Raw genomic sequence first — 14142 nt, 5'->3', positions numbered from 1 at the left:
TGCGGCGCCGGGCCAGCGGCTGGGCCCGGCGCCGCACTGCTGGCGCAGCTTCTCGTTCAGGGCCGAGGGGCCAGGCGGAAGCTCTGCGAAGGGGTGCTGTCGCAGGGCCGCTGGACGAGCTGGACCGAGTCGGTGGCGGCCGTGGTGGCGACGGCCAGGCACTTGCCGCTGTGGCGGGCCACGAAGCGGTGGGTGCCGGCCGGCTCGGCGACAGCCCGCCATTGCTGGTTGGCGCCGCCCGCGTAGGACCAGAGTTGGATCGGCGCGTTGTCAGCGCCGGACACGCCGGTGACGTCGAGGACCTGGTCGGGGTTGTTGCGGTTGGCCAGCCGGACGTACCCGCTGTCGGTGGCGGTCAGGCGGAACTGCTGGGCGGTGGTGGCGTTGCACGTGTACTGCTGGACCACCGTGCCGTTGGCGGTGGCCGCCGCGCGGGCGTCGACGCACAAGCCGTTGGCCTGGGAGGTGAGCGAGTACCAGGGGTCGGTGGCCACGGGGGCGTTGCCGAGCCACTTGAGAGCGTCCACGAGGAGCCGGTTCTGCGTCGCGGAGGCGAAGGTGGACGACGTCCGGGTGTTGGTGGAGTAGTTCATGGCGTTGTGGCCGAAGTTGGCGTACAGCATGCGGTAGTTGCTGTTCGTCCAGACGATCGGGTAGTCGCCGCCGTACCACGACTGGTCGGGGTCGGTGCCGAGGGGGAAGCCGGACGGGTCGACGGAGGCGAGAACCTTGATGGAAGGGTTGTTGCGCAGGTTGTTCGACCAGCTGTACCACTCGCTGACCGCAGAGGTCCACGTCCCCGGCAGGGCGCTCGCCACGGGGTGGCTGGCGTTCTCGGTGCGCAGGATCGCCGTGGTGGGACCCCAGGTGTTGGAGCGGAAGTCGCCGCTGCCCAGGAACTGGTTGTAGTACCAGTGCCATGAGGAGGCGTCGGTGGTGAACGCGGAGACGTGGAACCCGAGCCACGCGCCGCCGTCCCGCATGTACCGCTCGAAGCCGGCGCGCTGGGCCGCGGTCTTGGGGGCGTCGTCGAGGAAGAGGACGACGTCGTAGGCGTCGACGCCGCCGTTGGCGAGGAGGTTCCAGTCGGTGGTGGCCGTGTAGGTGAAGCCGTTCGCCGCCGCGGTGCGCGGGAACCAGTCGTTGGCTTCCTTGACGAAGTCGATGTGGGCGGCGTCCCAGGTGCCGCTGGAGAACGCCAGGACGCGGAAGTCCGGAGCCGCCGGCGCGGCCAGGGCCGAGGTGGCTGTGGATCCGAGCAAGAGCGACATCAGGGCCACAAGCCCGAGGAGGAGTCGATTCACGGGTGGCTCACCAGGTTCGCGACGTTGGTGGAGGAGTTGGACGGCCCGCCGCGGTCGTTGATGACGTGGCGGATCGTGCCGGTGCCGCCGAGGGAGACGGTGACCATGCTGCGGAAGCGGACGTCGGGCCGGTTGGGCGCCTCGATGGCGCGCTCGGCGACCACGCGCGGGTTGACGTTGAAGTAGCAGTAGCTGCCGAGGCCGTACGCCTGGTGGCTGGTGACGGAGTCGGCGACCTTGTAGGCGGCGTAGCCCTGGGTAGAGCCGTTCATCCAGGCGGCCTGGCTGGGCGGGTCGTACGGCATCTCGTTCTGGTAGAAGTACGTCCGCCCGCGGTTGCCGTTCCACACCGTCTGGTACTTCTGGTAGTGCTCGACGAACAGGCCGTACATGGTGACGTCGTCGCCGTTGACGACGAGGCCGGTGTCCGCGGTGTTGACCGTCCAGCCGACGCCGTTGCCGTGGTCGCCGCGCCAGATCCACATGTGGTCGCCGATGACGTGGTCGCTGTTGACGACGACACTGGTGGTGGCCTTGCCGACGCCGGCGCCTCCGACCCGTACGTACACGTCGTGGAGCGACGTGGGATTGGCCGCGTGGGAGGCGCCGGCGCCGGTGGGGCCGACTTCGAGGAGAACGGGCGAGTTGACGGGGCCGGCGTCGAAGAGGACGCCGGCGATCTTCACGCCGTCGACATCCGCGACGGCCATGGCCTTGATGCCGTTGTCCGGGACGAAGGTGGCCAGACCCAAACCGAGAACCACCGTGTCGGGGCGGGTGACCCGGAGGGTCTGGTCGAGGTGGTGGACCCCAGGGGTGACCAGGAGGTTCCTGCCCGCGTCGAGAGCGTCGTTGATCTGGCCGGCAGTCGCTCCGGGCTTGACGACGAAGAAGGTGTCCATGCCGAGCCGTATGCCCGCCGGGGCGCCGGCGGTCCAGCCCGCTCCGGTGGAGTCGGTGCGGAGCGGGGGCACGACCACCTGGTAGGCGCCGGACGCGTCGACCGTGAGGTACGGCTTCTCGCGGGTGACGGGCGAGCGGTCGACCGTGGTGTGCGGCGGGTTGGGGAAACTGGTGGCGGGGACGCCCTGGCTGCCGACGAAGACCATGTTCCAGTTGGAGCCGGTCCAGCTGCCGAGCTGGGAGTTGCGGGTGAGCCACTGCTGCTGGGTGCCGGAGCGGACCTGGCCGTCGACCTTGCTGTCGGCGATGAAACCGCCGCTGGACCAGCCGCCGTCGCTGAGTTCGAGATTGCCCCGGACGTGCATCCGGCGGTAGGCGGACGCCTGCGAGACGGCCCAGCGGTCGGTGCCGCCGGTGGGCGTGACGGAGAGGTTCTCGGCACCGCGCCAGAAGTTCTGGGTGGCGTTCTGCGGCGGGAACCAGTCGGCCTCGACGTGCACGGCGCCGTTGACGTTCACCGAGTCGGGCGAGGTGCCCAGGCCCAGGACCTGCGTGTAGAAGCCGACGTTCACGTCATTGTCGTACGTTCCGGGCTTGAACAGGATCGCATGGCGCTCCTGGCCGAACTGGTTCGTCTCCTGACGCTGGAAGATCGTGTCCAGCCGGCCCTGGATCGCGGCCGAGGACATCGACGGGTCGAGGACGGTCACGTTCGGCCCGAGGTCCACGTCGCCCGGCGCGGTGCTCACCGGGGTCACACGGAAGCGCTGCGCGGCGGTGCCGTTGCAGGTGTACTGGACGAGCTGCACGCCGTCGGCGGTCGAGGCGGCCGGGACGTCGAGGCACTTTCCGCTGTTGCGGTTGACGAACCGGAAGGTCCCGTCCCCCTCGTCCACGGCCCGCCACTGCTGGTTCAGGCCGCCCCCGTAGGTCCACAGCTGGAGGGGGGCGTTGTCGGCGGTGGAGACGTCCGTGACGTCGACGACCTGCGCCGGGTCGTTGCGGTTGCCGATCCGTACGTGGCCGTCCGAGGTCGCGGTCACGGTCCACTGCTGAGCGGTCGTCCCGTTGCAGCCGTACTGCTGCACGGCCGTGCCGTCGGCCGTCGCGGCGGCCCGGGCGTCGAGGCACTTGCCGTTGCCCGCGTTGGCTACGGTGACCGTGCCGGTGGGGATCTCGGCGGCGGCCGCACCCGGAGCGAGGGCCATCAGGAGCGAGCCGAACACCGCGCCGGCGGTCAGGGAGGCGGCGTAGCGGCCGCGCGTACGGGAAGAGCCGGGTACCGCCCGCCGCGCGGCGGCGGTGCGGGGGATCAGGTGCATGGGTCTCCTTCGTGGAGGGCGGCGGGTCAGCCCGTGTAGGCGGCGAGGATCTTCGTGAAGTCCCACGGCTGCTGGGCGATGCCGGAGCAGGTGTCGGCGCCGCCGCCGGTGCAGGGGCGGTCGCGGTTGACGGACCAGAAGGTCAGGCGGGCCAGGTGACGCTGCTGGGCGTAGGCGAGGATGGTGCGGAAGTCGTTCTGGGTGATGGTCTCGCCGACGTCGGTGACGCCGTTCATCGAGGAGATGCCGGTGTGCCGGTACGCCTGGTCGTCGCTGTAGCCGTACGCGTTCTTCACCGCGGTCTTCAGGCCCTCGGCAGCCCGGACCGTCAGGGTGCCCATGTTCTGGCCGTTGCCGCCGAAGTTGAACGGCATGATCGTCCACGAATCGACCGAGAGGCCGGCCGCGGCGGCCCGGTTGATGAGGCTGGTGTCGGGCCCGTTCTGACCGGTCCCGAAGGTGACGTACACCTTGAGGCCGGGGTTGTTCGCCTTCACGGTCCTCAGCGCGTCGACGGTCCGCTGCTGGACGACGGGGCTGTCGTAGGCGGCGGCCTCGATGTCGATGTCGATCGCTTTCAGGCCGTAGGCGTTGATGACCTTCTGGTAGGCGCCTGCCAGTTCGCCGGCACTGGAGCAGGAGCTCTCCAGCTTGTTGCCGCTCCAGCCGCCGAAGGACGGGATGACGTCGCCGCCGGCCGCGCGGACGGTGTTGACCGTCTGCTGGTCGACTCCCCCGGTGAGAGGGCGGTTGCCGTCCCACTGGGGGTTGCAGTAGCCGTTGCTGAGGACGAAAGCGAGGGTGAACCACTTGACTCCGGTGGCGTTCATGACCGTCGTCGGGCTCGGCGGACTGCCCCAGCCGTTGTACAGGTACGGGGCGACCGCCATGTTCCCGCCGGGCACCGGACCGGTGCCGCCGGACGGGGCGGTCCACTTCTGGTTCGCGGCGCCGGTGCAGCTCCAGATCTGCAGCGCCGTCCCGTTGGCGGAGCTGTTGCCGGTGGCGTCCAGGCACTTGTCCGCCTGCGGGTTGACGATGTCGCGGGCGGCGTTGACGCTCCAGCGCTGGGCGGCGGTGCCGTTGCAGTCCCACAGCTGGACGCGTGTGCCGTCGGCGGTGCCGCCGGAGGCCACGTCGAGGCACTTGCCCAGGGCTTTGATCGTTCCGTCGGCGCCGACGTCCCAGGTCTGGGCGGCGGTGCCGTTGCAGTCGTACAGCTGCACGGTCGTGCCGTTGCCGGGGTTGGCGCCGGCGACGTCGACGCACTTGCCGCCGATGCCGGTGATCCGGCCGGAGGCCGCCTCGGCGGGCGTGCCGGCGGAGAGCGTAAGACTGCCGGCGGCGAGGGAGAGTGCGGCCAGGGTCAGCGGCACGCGCCTGGTCGTGCGATGGGAGGGCATGGGGGGTCCTCTCGACTAGCGGACGGGCTCGTCGGTGGGGCATGGATCGCGGAAACAGGCCGGATGGGCGTCGGAGCAGAAGCTCGCCGTCGCGTGACGAGCTCGGTGCTTCCGAGGCCGTGAGCCGAAGGAGGCCGGTGACGCCTCGTGTTCTGAGCCGGGAACCTAAAGGTCTGAACCAGACACGTCAAGACCGTGCGTTCGGTTCTTGAATGCCCAACTCGCCTACAGCGCCTGGAGCTTGCTGTTCCGCCCATTCCGGTGTGAAGCCTTGACGCTGCGTCCGGCGAGCTGTTGACTCGCCACCGGCATCCCGGAACCGGTTCCGGCAACGATGTCAGGCCAGGGAGGCTCACCGGTGCCTGTCACGATCTCCGACGTCGCACGCGCGGCCGGCGTCAGCAAAAGCACGGTGTCCCGCGTCCTCAACACTCGGGGCGAGGTTGACGCCGTCACCGCGACGCGCGTTCGGGAAGTTATGGCCGGGCTCGAGTACGTGCCGCGGTCGGGCGCTGTCCATCTCGCGCGGGGCAGCAGCCAGGTGCTCGGCATGCTCATCCCGTCTCTGACGTGGCCGTGGATGGGGGAAGTGCTTCAGGGCGTCGCCGACGAGGCCGAGGCGGCCGGATACGGTCTGCTGCTGTTCACCTCGGCGGGTGGGGCGAGGTCGATGGCCCACTTCACCACCCAGTTCTCCGCGCGGGCCTTCGACGGCCTGCTGGTGATCGTGCCGGACGGCGGCCTCGGCGCCGTCACCGAGATGCGACGGGGTGGCATGCCGGTGGTCCTCATCGACGACCACGGCCATCACCAGCCCGGACTTCCGTCGGTCGCGACCACCAACCGCGCCGGCGGGGAGTCTGCCGCCGCGCGACTGCACGCCTCCGGCCGCCGGCGTCCGCTGGTCATCACGGGCCCTGCCCGCTTCGGCTGCGTTCGCGAGCGTCTGGAGGGGTTCGCCGACACGCTCCCTCCCGCACTGGTGTGCGAGGGCGAGTTCACCTGGGAGACGGGCCGGACCGCCGTTGAACATGCCCTCGCCCAAGGCCGGCACTTCGACGCGGTGTTCGCGCACAACGACCTGATCGCCGCCGGGGCCATGAGCGCGATACGCGCTGCGGGCCGCACCGTGCCCGACGACGTCGCCGTCGTCGGCTTCGACGATCTGCCCATGGCCCGGCACACCGAACCGCCCCTCACCACCGTCCGGCAGCCGATGAGGGCCATGGGCTCGACCGCCGCGGGGCTGATCCTCGCCCGGCTCCGCGGCGCACCCCTGCCGGACGAACCGCAGGTCCTCCCCACCGAGCTCGTCGTACGCGAATCCGCCTGAGGCGGACGGGGAGGGCCGGTGTTCAGCGTCCGGCCACGGGGAGGGCCGGTGTTCAGCGTCCGGCCACGGGGAGGGCCGGTGTTCAGCGTCCGGCCGGACTCGAGCCCGCCTGACGGGAGAGGCGCGCGCCGGGGGAGAGGAGGAGGGGACGTCTCCGCGTCCGCGCGTGCGAGTCGTGCGGGGCGCGCGGCCCGGTGCGGCGGGGCCTCGTCCTGCGAGGGGCCGAGGCGGCGGGCGATGTGCCAGGGCGGCGACCTGCGGAAACGCCTGGATCCGATCCTCCCGTGCGGATCGGGCGGAACGGTTTCGCTGGGCAGCTGCCGGCGGGCCGCCCCAGCGTTCGCCCACGTCACGACGTACTCGATGCGGGCCCGGACGGTGGCGTGCTTCAGCGGGCCGGAGGGTCAGGACCGGCCGACACGCAGGCCGTGTGCCTGACGGTCGGACGGCAGGTGCCCCGGCGGCACCATCCGCTCCAGTACACGGACGGCATTGACGGCGGGCGCGATGGCCACCCGGGAAACCTCCCGTTCGACTCCGGCCGACAGGGGGTTGTCGTTCTCGTCGATCGCGGTCCTGTGTTCGTGGCCCCGGATCAAGTGCCGGCCGGTCTGGCCGCCCTCGCCCGGTTCGGGGCCGGGGCAGCATCCTGAGCACAGGCCCAGCGCTTCCCCAGGGCGCACGCCGGTCAAGGGGGACAGCACCACGAACGCCGTCGTGCCCGGGCGACGCCTCAGCTCGGCGGCGTCGTCGAAGTCGACCGCCTCGTGCCGGGGCCGTGTCCATGGACCGGGCCTCGGGGTCGGCGACGGGCGAAGGGCGGGCCGTTCGGCCACGGCCGTGTCCAGGCGGTGGGCTCGCTTCAGCACGTCGACCTGACCGCCGGAGGCTCCGGTGACGCCCCTGGTGCAGGTCCGGGGGCGGACGACCCGGCCCTTCTTGGTGGTGGCGGGCAGGGGGCCCGTCTCTGCCCGTGGCCACCCTGAAGGAGCTCGCTGTCGCCGGCCCCGGGGTTCCCGGGGAGGGGCCGGGCGGGACCTGATAACTTCTACAGTAATGTAGAAGAAGGTTCGCCCGGGTCACCCCGCCCCACCCCCATCCGGCCCGGGTGGCCGTCCATATCTGTGAGGGAGTTCTCGATGGCCCTGTGGGACCGCATCAAGGAGTCGGCGTCGACGATGCAGACGCAGCTGACGGCGAAGAAGAACGACCTCAAGTCCGGGGCGTTCCGCGACGCGTCCATGGCGATGTGCGCCCTGGTGGCCGCCGCGGACGGCAGCATCGACCCGTCGGAGCGCCGACGGGTCGCCCAGCTCATCGCGACCAACGAGGTGCTCCAGAACTTCGACGCGCTGGACCTCCAGCGCCGGTTCGACGAGAACCTGAACAAGCTGACGGCCGACTTCGACTTCGGGAAGGTCAGTGTGCTCCAGGAGATCGCGAAGGCGAAGAAGAAGCCGGCCGAGGCGCGTGCCGTGATCCAGATCGGCATCGTCATCGGCGGCGCGGACGGGGACTTCGACAAGGCCGAGCAGGCCGTCGTGCGTGAGGCGTGCTTCACGCTCGACCTGCCGCCGCACGAGTTCGACCTGTGACCGGCAAGGCGGTTGTCGCTTCGTAAGGCGGCGGCGTCGGCCTCGAAGGGCTCCCCGCGAACTGCGCGGCGTGCGGAGCTCGCGGGGGCACTGAATTCACCTGTTGAAAGTCATGGCCTGAAATCCACGGCTTGAAATGAGCGCCGGGAAGGCGTGGCCGCGGGTGTGGCCGCGGAGCCGGCGGAGCCGGGCCGGCAGGCCTATTCGATGCCCAGCTCGGCGCACTTGGCGGCGAGGTCCGCGGTGCAGATGTCGGCGGCGGCGTAGATGCCGTCCTTGACGACCGTGGACTGGATGTTGGTCTTGTCGACGACCACCGGGTCGAGGAGGTTCGACGGCACCCCGTCGGTCATGGTCTGGGCGTGGATCGGGACGCCCATCAGCAGGTCGACCGCGAACTCGGCGGCCTTGGGAGCCAGGTCGAGCGGCGACTTGTAGATGGTGAAGGTCTGGGTGCCGGCGACGATGCGCTGGATGCCCGCGACCTCGGCGTCCTGGCCGCCGACCGGGATGTTCTTGATGCCGGCGTTCTCCAGGGAGGTGATGATGCCGCCCGCCATGCCGTCGTTGGCGGAGTAGACGGCGCCGATCTTGTCCTTGCCGACGGAGGAGACGGCGGCGGTCATCTTCTCGCCCGCGACCTTCGGGTCCCACTCGCCGGAGGCCTCGTAGGCGATCTTGCCGACCCTGTCGTCGAGCGCCATGTGGGCGCCCTTCTTGAAGAGGGCGGCGTTCGGGTCCTTCTCGTCGCCGTTGATCATGACGATCCGGGCGGAGGCGGCCTTGTCGCCGAGGGCGGTCAGCAGGGCCTCGCCCTGGAGCTCGCCGACCTTGTAGTTGTCGTGGCTGACGTAGGCGTCCGCACCCTCGATCGCGCGGTCGTAGGCGACGACCTTGACGCCCTTGCCCTTCGCCTCCTTGACCCAGCCCGCCGACTTGGCGGAGTCGACCGACGCGAGCGCGATGACCCTCACGCCGTCGGCGATCATCTGGTCGAACTGCTGCTTCTGCTTCACCACGTCGGAGACGGCGTTGTTGTACACGACCTCGCAGTCGAGACAGGCGGCCTTGACGGCCTTCTCGAACTGCGGCTTGTCCAGCGACTCGTACCGCGCCGCCTTGTTCTCCGGCAGGAGCAGACCGATCTTGGTCGAGCTTCCCTTGTCCTGGGTGTCGCCACCACCGGCCTGGCCGCACGCGGAGAGCGCGAGGGCCATCGAGACCACGGCCGTGCCTGTGACGACACGACGGGTCGTTGCGTTCATGGGGGGTGCCTCCCTGACGAGGCCGCGACGGTGCGGCCGAGGTGCCACGAAGTCAACTCGGCCCGCACTTTGCCGTCAAGAAGTGAAGAGTTAACGAGATCGCAACGGACCGTTTCATCGATAGATGAAACGGGAGAGGGCAGGTGGGCGAGCAGGTGGGCGAACGGGCGGCGGGCCGCACCGGGCGCGGATCCCGCCGGCGGCGATCAGCCGTCCTCCACCACTCGGAAGGCGAGGCAGACGACCACGGTGTCGTCGTCGACGGGCGTGCCCTCCCCGGCCCAGAAGCGCCGGTGGACATCACGCCAGGCATGAAGGGACGCGTCGCCTTCGCCTTCGGCACGGGCGTGTTCCCAGGTGACCTCGCCGAAGGCCTTCACCTCCACGCCGGTGAACACCAGGGTGGCGACCCGCCGGCCCCCGTTGTCCAGCAGGGCCTGCCGCTCGCCGACGTACTCGAGCCCCTCGGCCTCCCGGGCGTACTCGTCCAGCAGGCCGGTCGTGGCGGTTTTGACGCCGGCCAGGACCAGGGAGTTGAGCTCGTCCCGCACCGCACCCGGGGAGCCCAGCTCCAGTGCGCGCATCCCGTCGACCCGAGGCCACATCGTCCCGTCACCCCGCTCGATAGGGCCCGTCCCCCGACGGGCGACACCCAGGTGATCATATGCGCGGCCCACAGGGAGGCTCGGGTCGGGTGGTCCGCGGCCGCGCTCACCGCCGCCGGGCGTACGCCGCCGCCACCGCGGCCAGGAGCCCTCCGCACGCGACGACGATCGGCCAGGCACTCCCGGTGAGCCCGTACGCACCGGCCCCGCAGAGGGCAGCGATCCCGCAGAGGCCGGCCAGCAGGCCCCGCGCCCCGCCCGTGGGGGAGGGCCGCCCAGCGCCCTCGCGGGACGGCCGCCTCGGGGCGGCGCCGGAGCAGCGCTCCCGCAGCTCCTCGCTCGGCCAGCCGTCCCCGACGCCCGACAGCAGCCGTACCGGGTCCGTGTGCCGCCACCGCAGGAAGTCACGGATCAGGCCGTCCACCCGCCCGCCGGCCGGCAGGGCCCGGCCGGCGTCCAGGCGTTCCAGGTCGGCCAGGGTCTCCTCGAAGAGCAGGCGGACGCCGCCTTCACGGTCGCCGGCCAGCGCCTCGGTCCTCAGCAGCACATAGGGAGCGAACCGGGCGTCCACGAGCGCGACGAACTCCTCGTAGAGAGGCGAGAAGCGCGGGCCGATCCGGTCCAGCAGTCCCTCCCTCCGACCCTCCAGCCGAGCCAGTGCCGTCCGCCGGTCGACCACCAGGTACGGGTAGGTCGCCTCGCCCCATTCGTCGAGCAGCTCCTCGTGCTCGACGCTGCCGGCGTCCTCGGTGTCGGCGATCCTCGCCTCCATAAGGTCGCCGGAGCCGAACATCGCCCACCACAGCAACGGCGGCCAGTTCTTGGCCTCCAGTTCCATCGCCCCGTCGAAGAAGCCGGCCCGTTCGCCGGACGAACCGTCAGGCGTCCGGGGCTCCCGGGAGCTGTTCAGATAGAGGCGCGTACTCATGCGGCGTCCCCGTCCTCACGGGTGCGGGCGCCGGCCGGAGCGGATGACCGTGGCGCGGGAAGGGTACCGGGGGACCGGGCCGGACGGGCGGTGTGTCCGTGGCCGATTCCCCGGACGAGACCCCTTCCGCACCGGGGCCCGCCGGGCCGGTCGCAGCGCGGGATGCCGGAGGAGCGCTGCTCGGCGCCGGAGAGCGGGGAGGGGGAGGGAAGGCCCCGTTCGGCCGCCACCCGCGGCGGAGGGTCCTGGAGGAGGGCGTCGGCCGGCCCGGGGGCGGCCTCCCCCGAGACGCCCGTCCGGACGAGCGCGGCACCGATGAGGGCGGCCGCGTCGCCGGGCAGGCCGCTGTCGCCGAGAACCGGGGGCAGGAGCAGCAGGCGGACGAGCGGAGCGTCCTCGTATCCCTCGATCAGCACGCGCCCAGCCTGTCACCCGGCTCTGACAGACGCCGCGCCGTACTCGCGCCGTACTCGCGGCGCGTGCCGAGAGGGTGCCGAGAGGGTGCCGCGCTGTCGGGGGTCTTCGCTGGTCCCGCCCAGTGGACGCGGCCGCCCGGCGGCACGGCGGCCCGGAAGCCGAAGGGCGCGTCAGGAGTAGGGATCGAGCGCCCAGAAGCGGACCGTGTCGCTGTCGCGGTCGAACCACAGGGCCGTGCGGTGCCCGGCGCCCTCGCGGTCGAGCTCCCGCGACCGGATCCACCGGGGCTGTTCCGGTCCCTCGCCTTCGAGCGGCTTCTCGAACCACGAGGAGAAGTCCTTCGCCGGCCCTTCGGAGGTGAAGGCGTGGGCCGCCGTCAGTTCGGCGAGCCTGCCCGGTGCGAGACGGGCGTAGCCGGAGATCACCAGCTCCGGGGAGGGGAGGTCCCGGTCGTTGTCCCGGCTGCTCACCCACTTCGCGTCGGTGAGCGGGCCCAGTCGCGGGAACGCCCGCTCCAGTGGGGCGGTGTCGGTGTGCCAGCCGTGCCCCGCCCCGTTCTCCGTCCCGTCCGCCGAGGGCCACAGCGCCCACCAGGCGGGCAGGGCCGCCAGCGCGGCGCCGATCCCGATCAGCTTCCGTCGTTCCAATGTGATCCCCTCCTGGCGGTGTGCCGCGTCCGGGTCCGGTCGTGAAGGTTCGGCGGCCCAGCGCCACGCGCAGGGTGATGCCGTGACGGCCGCGCGGGCGGCGTACCTCCCGGGCCGAGAGGGCGGTCACCGAGTGGGGGCCGCCGGGCATGAAGGCGTACAGCGCCTCCGGGGGCGGCTGGTGCACGTCCGGGGCCCGGGAGCACGTGAAGACGCGGACGTACGTGGCGACGGGGGTGTACGGGACCGAGCAGAGCGGTACGGCGAGGCGGCCGGCCGGTCGAGGGCCAGGGCCAGGAACGCCAGGGCCAGGAACGCCGGGACCAGGAACGTCAGGACCGTGGAGATGATCTCGGTGCCGGTGGTCGCGGAGAAGAAGCCCTTCAGGTCCGCACCGCTGACGAGACCGCCCCGGAGCGTCGTGAAGGACGCCCACCCACAGGGCGAGGGGGCCGGGAGCGAGTGCCAGGGCCGTGAGGACCGGCCCGTGCGGGCGCGCCGCGAAGTCACGGCGCCTCTCCCGGGCACTCGCGGCGAGGAAGGCGGTGATGCCGATGACGCTGCCGACCGCCAGGACGGCGCACACGCGGCCCGGTTCGACGAGCTTGCCCAGGACGGCCTCCTCCTTGCCGCCGGTCAGGTGACAGGCCGCCACCAGCCAGATTGCGGCCACCAGGCCGAGCACCGTCCGTACCGGTCGCCTCCCCGCGATGAGTCCGTCCTCCACGCGCTCGGCCCCGCCGGCGCGGGAACTCCCCGCCGTGCCCTGGAAGAAGGCCCTCGGCGCGCCGCCGCGCGATGTGGCCCGGACCTCGGTCGCCCCTCTGGTTCCGCTCACGTGCTCGTTCCCCGTTTGACGTGCCTGCTGGGCGTGTTGCGAATGCTCCCGCGCCCCCCGCGCCCCCCGCGCCCCCGTGCCCTCCCCTCCGTGCCCTCCCCTCCGCGTCCTTCGTGTCCTCGGTGGGGAGGCGAGCAGCCTGTGGATCCTACGGCTGCGGGCGTCCGGGCGACGGAGGGGGCGCGCGCCGGTCCTCGGATCAGGGGCGGTGGAACCGGATCTCGGGGTGGGCCGGGTCCGGGCCGTCGAGCAGGGGCTGGTCCTCACCTCGCAGGTGCTCGTCGAAGAAGGCGGCGACGTACGTGCGGGTGAGGGCGATCGCGCGCTCGGCCGGGAGCGCTCCGCCGGGCACCCCGAAGTGGCCGAGGAGGACGGGCGCGTCGGAGAAGTCGAGGTGCTCGGCACCGTCGACCGTCAGCCAGCGCCGCTCCCCGCCGAGCGCCGCCCACGTGGTGTCCCACGACGTGTCTTCGCCGTTCGGCCGGTGGTACGCGTCGGTGCCCAGCAGCAGGAACGGACGTCCCCCGAGCCGGTCGGAGGGCGGCGCGTCCCAGAACGAGCCGTCCATGTTCACTCCGGCGTCGATGCGCCCGTCGGCGGCCATGGCGGTGATGGCGCTCGCGCCGCCTACCGAGTGGCCCGCCATCCCGATCCGCGTCCGGTCGATCGAGGACGCGAACCGCCAGGCGGCCCGGGGGCCCGTCAGCCGGTCCAGGACGAACCGGGTGTCGGCCGCGCGGGTGCCGGTCACCAGCGCACCCTTGGACCAGCCGCTCTCCTCCATCACGGTGCAGGCGACGCAGGTCAGAGCGGGCCCGCCCGGCACCGACGTACCCGACGACTCGTAGGCGTGGTCGAGCGAAGCGACGACGTAGCCCCGGGAGGCGAGGTCCACGGCGAGGCCGGTGAGGGTGAACCGCGGCATGCCGAACCCGGGCGAGAGCACCACCAGGGGATGCCGCCCCGCCGCGGGGCGCACGTCGACCGCGCTGTGCGTGGGGATCCGGGCCAATTCCCGTACCGACGCGGGGTCGTCGACCTGGATGGCCTCCAGCAGCAGCCGCGCCTCCTCCCGGGTGGAGTACGGGGCGGGGCGGCCCGGCGTGTGCGGGGCGGTCGCGGGCCGGGCCGCGGGGTAGTGCAGGGTGACCATGACCTCCCGGCCGTCGGCCTCGGGCACCCAGGGGTCGGTGCGGGAGCGGTCCACGAGGTGGAGGACGGAACTCCCCACCCCGTACGGCCCGGTGGGCGCCGGCAGCCGCAGGGCGAGCCGGTCGGCCGGCCGGTCCGGGACGGAGGCGGCGGTGGGGGTGGTGGCTGCGGAGGCGGCGGCCGCGGTGGCTGCGGTGGCTGCGGAAAACGGGGCCGGGGACGGGGACGGGGCCGAGGTCGTGGCCGCTGTGGCGGTGGCGGCCGCCGGTAACGCGACCGCGCAGGCGAGGAGGGCGGCGGCTGCCGCCCGGGTCAGCTTGTTCATGCCGACGACGCTACGGTCCCGGTGCCGTGCTCCGCCTCCACCCACGGGCGCAATCGCCACCGGAGCCGTACGACCTGGGTCTTACGCCCGCGTCGGCCGCGCCGT

General features: G+C 72.0%; 12 protein-coding genes. 2 read left to right on the top strand and 10 right to left on the bottom strand.

All coding sequences use genetic code 11. The annotated features are described in order from the left end of the window. Positions 1–56 precede the first annotated feature (56 nt). Genes ACF1ED_RS08660 through ACF1ED_RS08650 form a run of 3 tightly spaced genes read right to left on the bottom strand, consistent with a single transcriptional unit; the run spans position 57 to position 4932 of the window. Positions 57–1271 carry a ThuA domain-containing protein gene (locus ACF1ED_RS08660; protein WP_391757983.1) on the bottom strand — a complete coding sequence of 405 codons (1215 nt, stop codon included), beginning with the start codon at positions 1269–1271 and terminating at the stop codon, positions 57–59. A 29-nt stretch (positions 1272–1300) separates the two neighbouring features. Then, positions 1301–3529: an RICIN domain-containing protein gene (locus ACF1ED_RS08655; protein ID WP_391757981.1), complete on the bottom strand. Its 2229-nt coding sequence runs from the start codon at positions 3527–3529 to the stop codon at positions 1301–1303. Positions 3530–3555: 26 nt separating this feature from the next. Further along, on the bottom strand, positions 3556–4932 hold the full coding sequence (locus ACF1ED_RS08650; protein WP_391757979.1) for a ricin-type beta-trefoil lectin domain protein: 1377 nt from the start codon (positions 4930–4932) through the stop codon (positions 3556–3558). 358 nt (positions 4933–5290) lie between these two features. On the opposite strand from ACF1ED_RS08650, the gene ACF1ED_RS08645 reads away from it, so the two are divergent. After that, positions 5291–6265 (top strand): LacI family DNA-binding transcriptional regulator, encoded by a 975-nt coding sequence (locus ACF1ED_RS08645; protein ID WP_391758727.1) that lies wholly within the window; start codon positions 5291–5293, stop codon positions 6263–6265. Positions 6266–6669: 404 nt separating this feature from the next. On the opposite strand, the gene ACF1ED_RS08640 is transcribed toward ACF1ED_RS08645, so the two are convergent. Continuing rightward, a complete protein-coding gene (locus ACF1ED_RS08640; protein WP_391757977.1) occupies positions 6670–6972 on the bottom strand; it encodes a hypothetical protein in 303 nt (100 codons plus the stop codon). Between the two features lie 432 nt (positions 6973–7404). Here ACF1ED_RS08640 and ACF1ED_RS08635 point away from each other — a divergent pair, with 432 nt between their 5' ends. Continuing rightward, the gene (locus ACF1ED_RS08635; protein ID WP_391757975.1) at positions 7405–7860 is read left to right on the top strand and encodes a tellurite resistance TerB family protein; all 456 of its coding nucleotides are present in this window, start codon (positions 7405–7407) and stop codon (positions 7858–7860) included. 200 nt (positions 7861–8060) lie between these two features. On the opposite strand, the gene ACF1ED_RS08630 is transcribed toward ACF1ED_RS08635, so the two are convergent. The 6 genes from ACF1ED_RS08630 to ACF1ED_RS08605 all read right to left on the bottom strand — a co-directional run bounded on the left by ACF1ED_RS08630 (position 8061) and on the right by ACF1ED_RS08605 (position 14037). Beyond that, positions 8061–9125, bottom strand: a complete 1065-nt coding sequence (locus ACF1ED_RS08630; RefSeq protein WP_391757973.1) for a sugar ABC transporter substrate-binding protein — start codon at positions 9123–9125, stop codon at positions 8061–8063. Positions 9126–9331: 206 nt separating this feature from the next. Continuing rightward, positions 9332–9709, bottom strand: coding sequence for an ASCH domain-containing protein (locus tag ACF1ED_RS08625; RefSeq protein ID WP_391757972.1), 378 nt, complete (start codon positions 9707–9709; stop codon positions 9332–9334). 127 nt (positions 9710–9836) lie between these two features. After that, entirely contained in the window at positions 9837–10658 is an 822-nt protein-coding gene (locus tag ACF1ED_RS08620; RefSeq protein ID WP_391757970.1) for a hypothetical protein, read from the bottom strand. Beyond that, on the bottom strand, positions 10655–11074 hold the full coding sequence (locus tag ACF1ED_RS08615) for a hypothetical protein (RefSeq protein ID WP_391757968.1): 420 nt from the start codon (positions 11072–11074) through the stop codon (positions 10655–10657). The genes ACF1ED_RS08620 and ACF1ED_RS08615 overlap by 4 nt, the downstream gene beginning before the upstream one ends. Positions 11075–11245: 171 nt before the next feature. Continuing rightward, entirely contained in the window at positions 11246–11722 is a 477-nt protein-coding gene (locus ACF1ED_RS08610; RefSeq protein ID WP_391757966.1) for a hypothetical protein, read from the bottom strand. Positions 11723–12759: 1037 nt separating this feature from the next. Beyond that, the gene (locus ACF1ED_RS08605; protein ID WP_391757964.1) at positions 12760–14037 is read right to left on the bottom strand and encodes an alpha/beta hydrolase family protein; all 1278 of its coding nucleotides are present in this window, start codon (positions 14035–14037) and stop codon (positions 12760–12762) included. Between the last annotated feature and the right edge of the window lie 105 nt (positions 14038–14142).

Origin of the sequence: Streptomyces sp. NPDC014656, assembly GCF_043084305.1 — a bacterium.
Lineage (GTDB): Bacteria > Actinomycetota > Actinomycetes > Streptomycetales > Streptomycetaceae > Streptomyces.
This window is presented reverse-complemented; position numbering and strand designations above follow the sequence as displayed.

Bases quoted from the DNA above. Each gene is read 5' to 3' on its own strand.
- ACF1ED_RS08660 (WP_391757983.1), bottom strand. From the start codon at position 1,271: ATGTCGCTCTTGCTCGGATCCACAGCCACCTCGGCCCTGGCCGCGCCG.
- ACF1ED_RS08655 (WP_391757981.1), bottom strand. From the start codon at position 3,529: ATGCACCTGATCCCCCGCACCGCCGCCGCGCGGCGGGCGGTACCCGGC.
- ACF1ED_RS08605 (WP_391757964.1), bottom strand. From the start codon at position 14,037: ATGAACAAGCTGACCCGGGCGGCAGCCGCCGCCCTCCTCGCCTGCGCG.
- ACF1ED_RS08620 (WP_391757970.1), bottom strand. From the start codon at position 10,658: ATGAGTACGCGCCTCTATCTGAACAGCTCCCGGGAGCCCCGGACGCCT.
- ACF1ED_RS08635 (WP_391757975.1), top strand. From the start codon at position 7,405: ATGGCCCTGTGGGACCGCATCAAGGAGTCGGCGTCGACGATGCAGACG.
- ACF1ED_RS08630 (WP_391757973.1), bottom strand. From the start codon at position 9,125: ATGAACGCAACGACCCGTCGTGTCGTCACAGGCACGGCCGTGGTCTCG.
- ACF1ED_RS08625 (WP_391757972.1), bottom strand. From the start codon at position 9,709: ATGCGCGCACTGGAGCTGGGCTCCCCGGGTGCGGTGCGGGACGAGCTC.
- ACF1ED_RS08650 (WP_391757979.1), bottom strand. From the start codon at position 4,932: ATGCCCTCCCATCGCACGACCAGGCGCGTGCCGCTGACCCTGGCCGCA.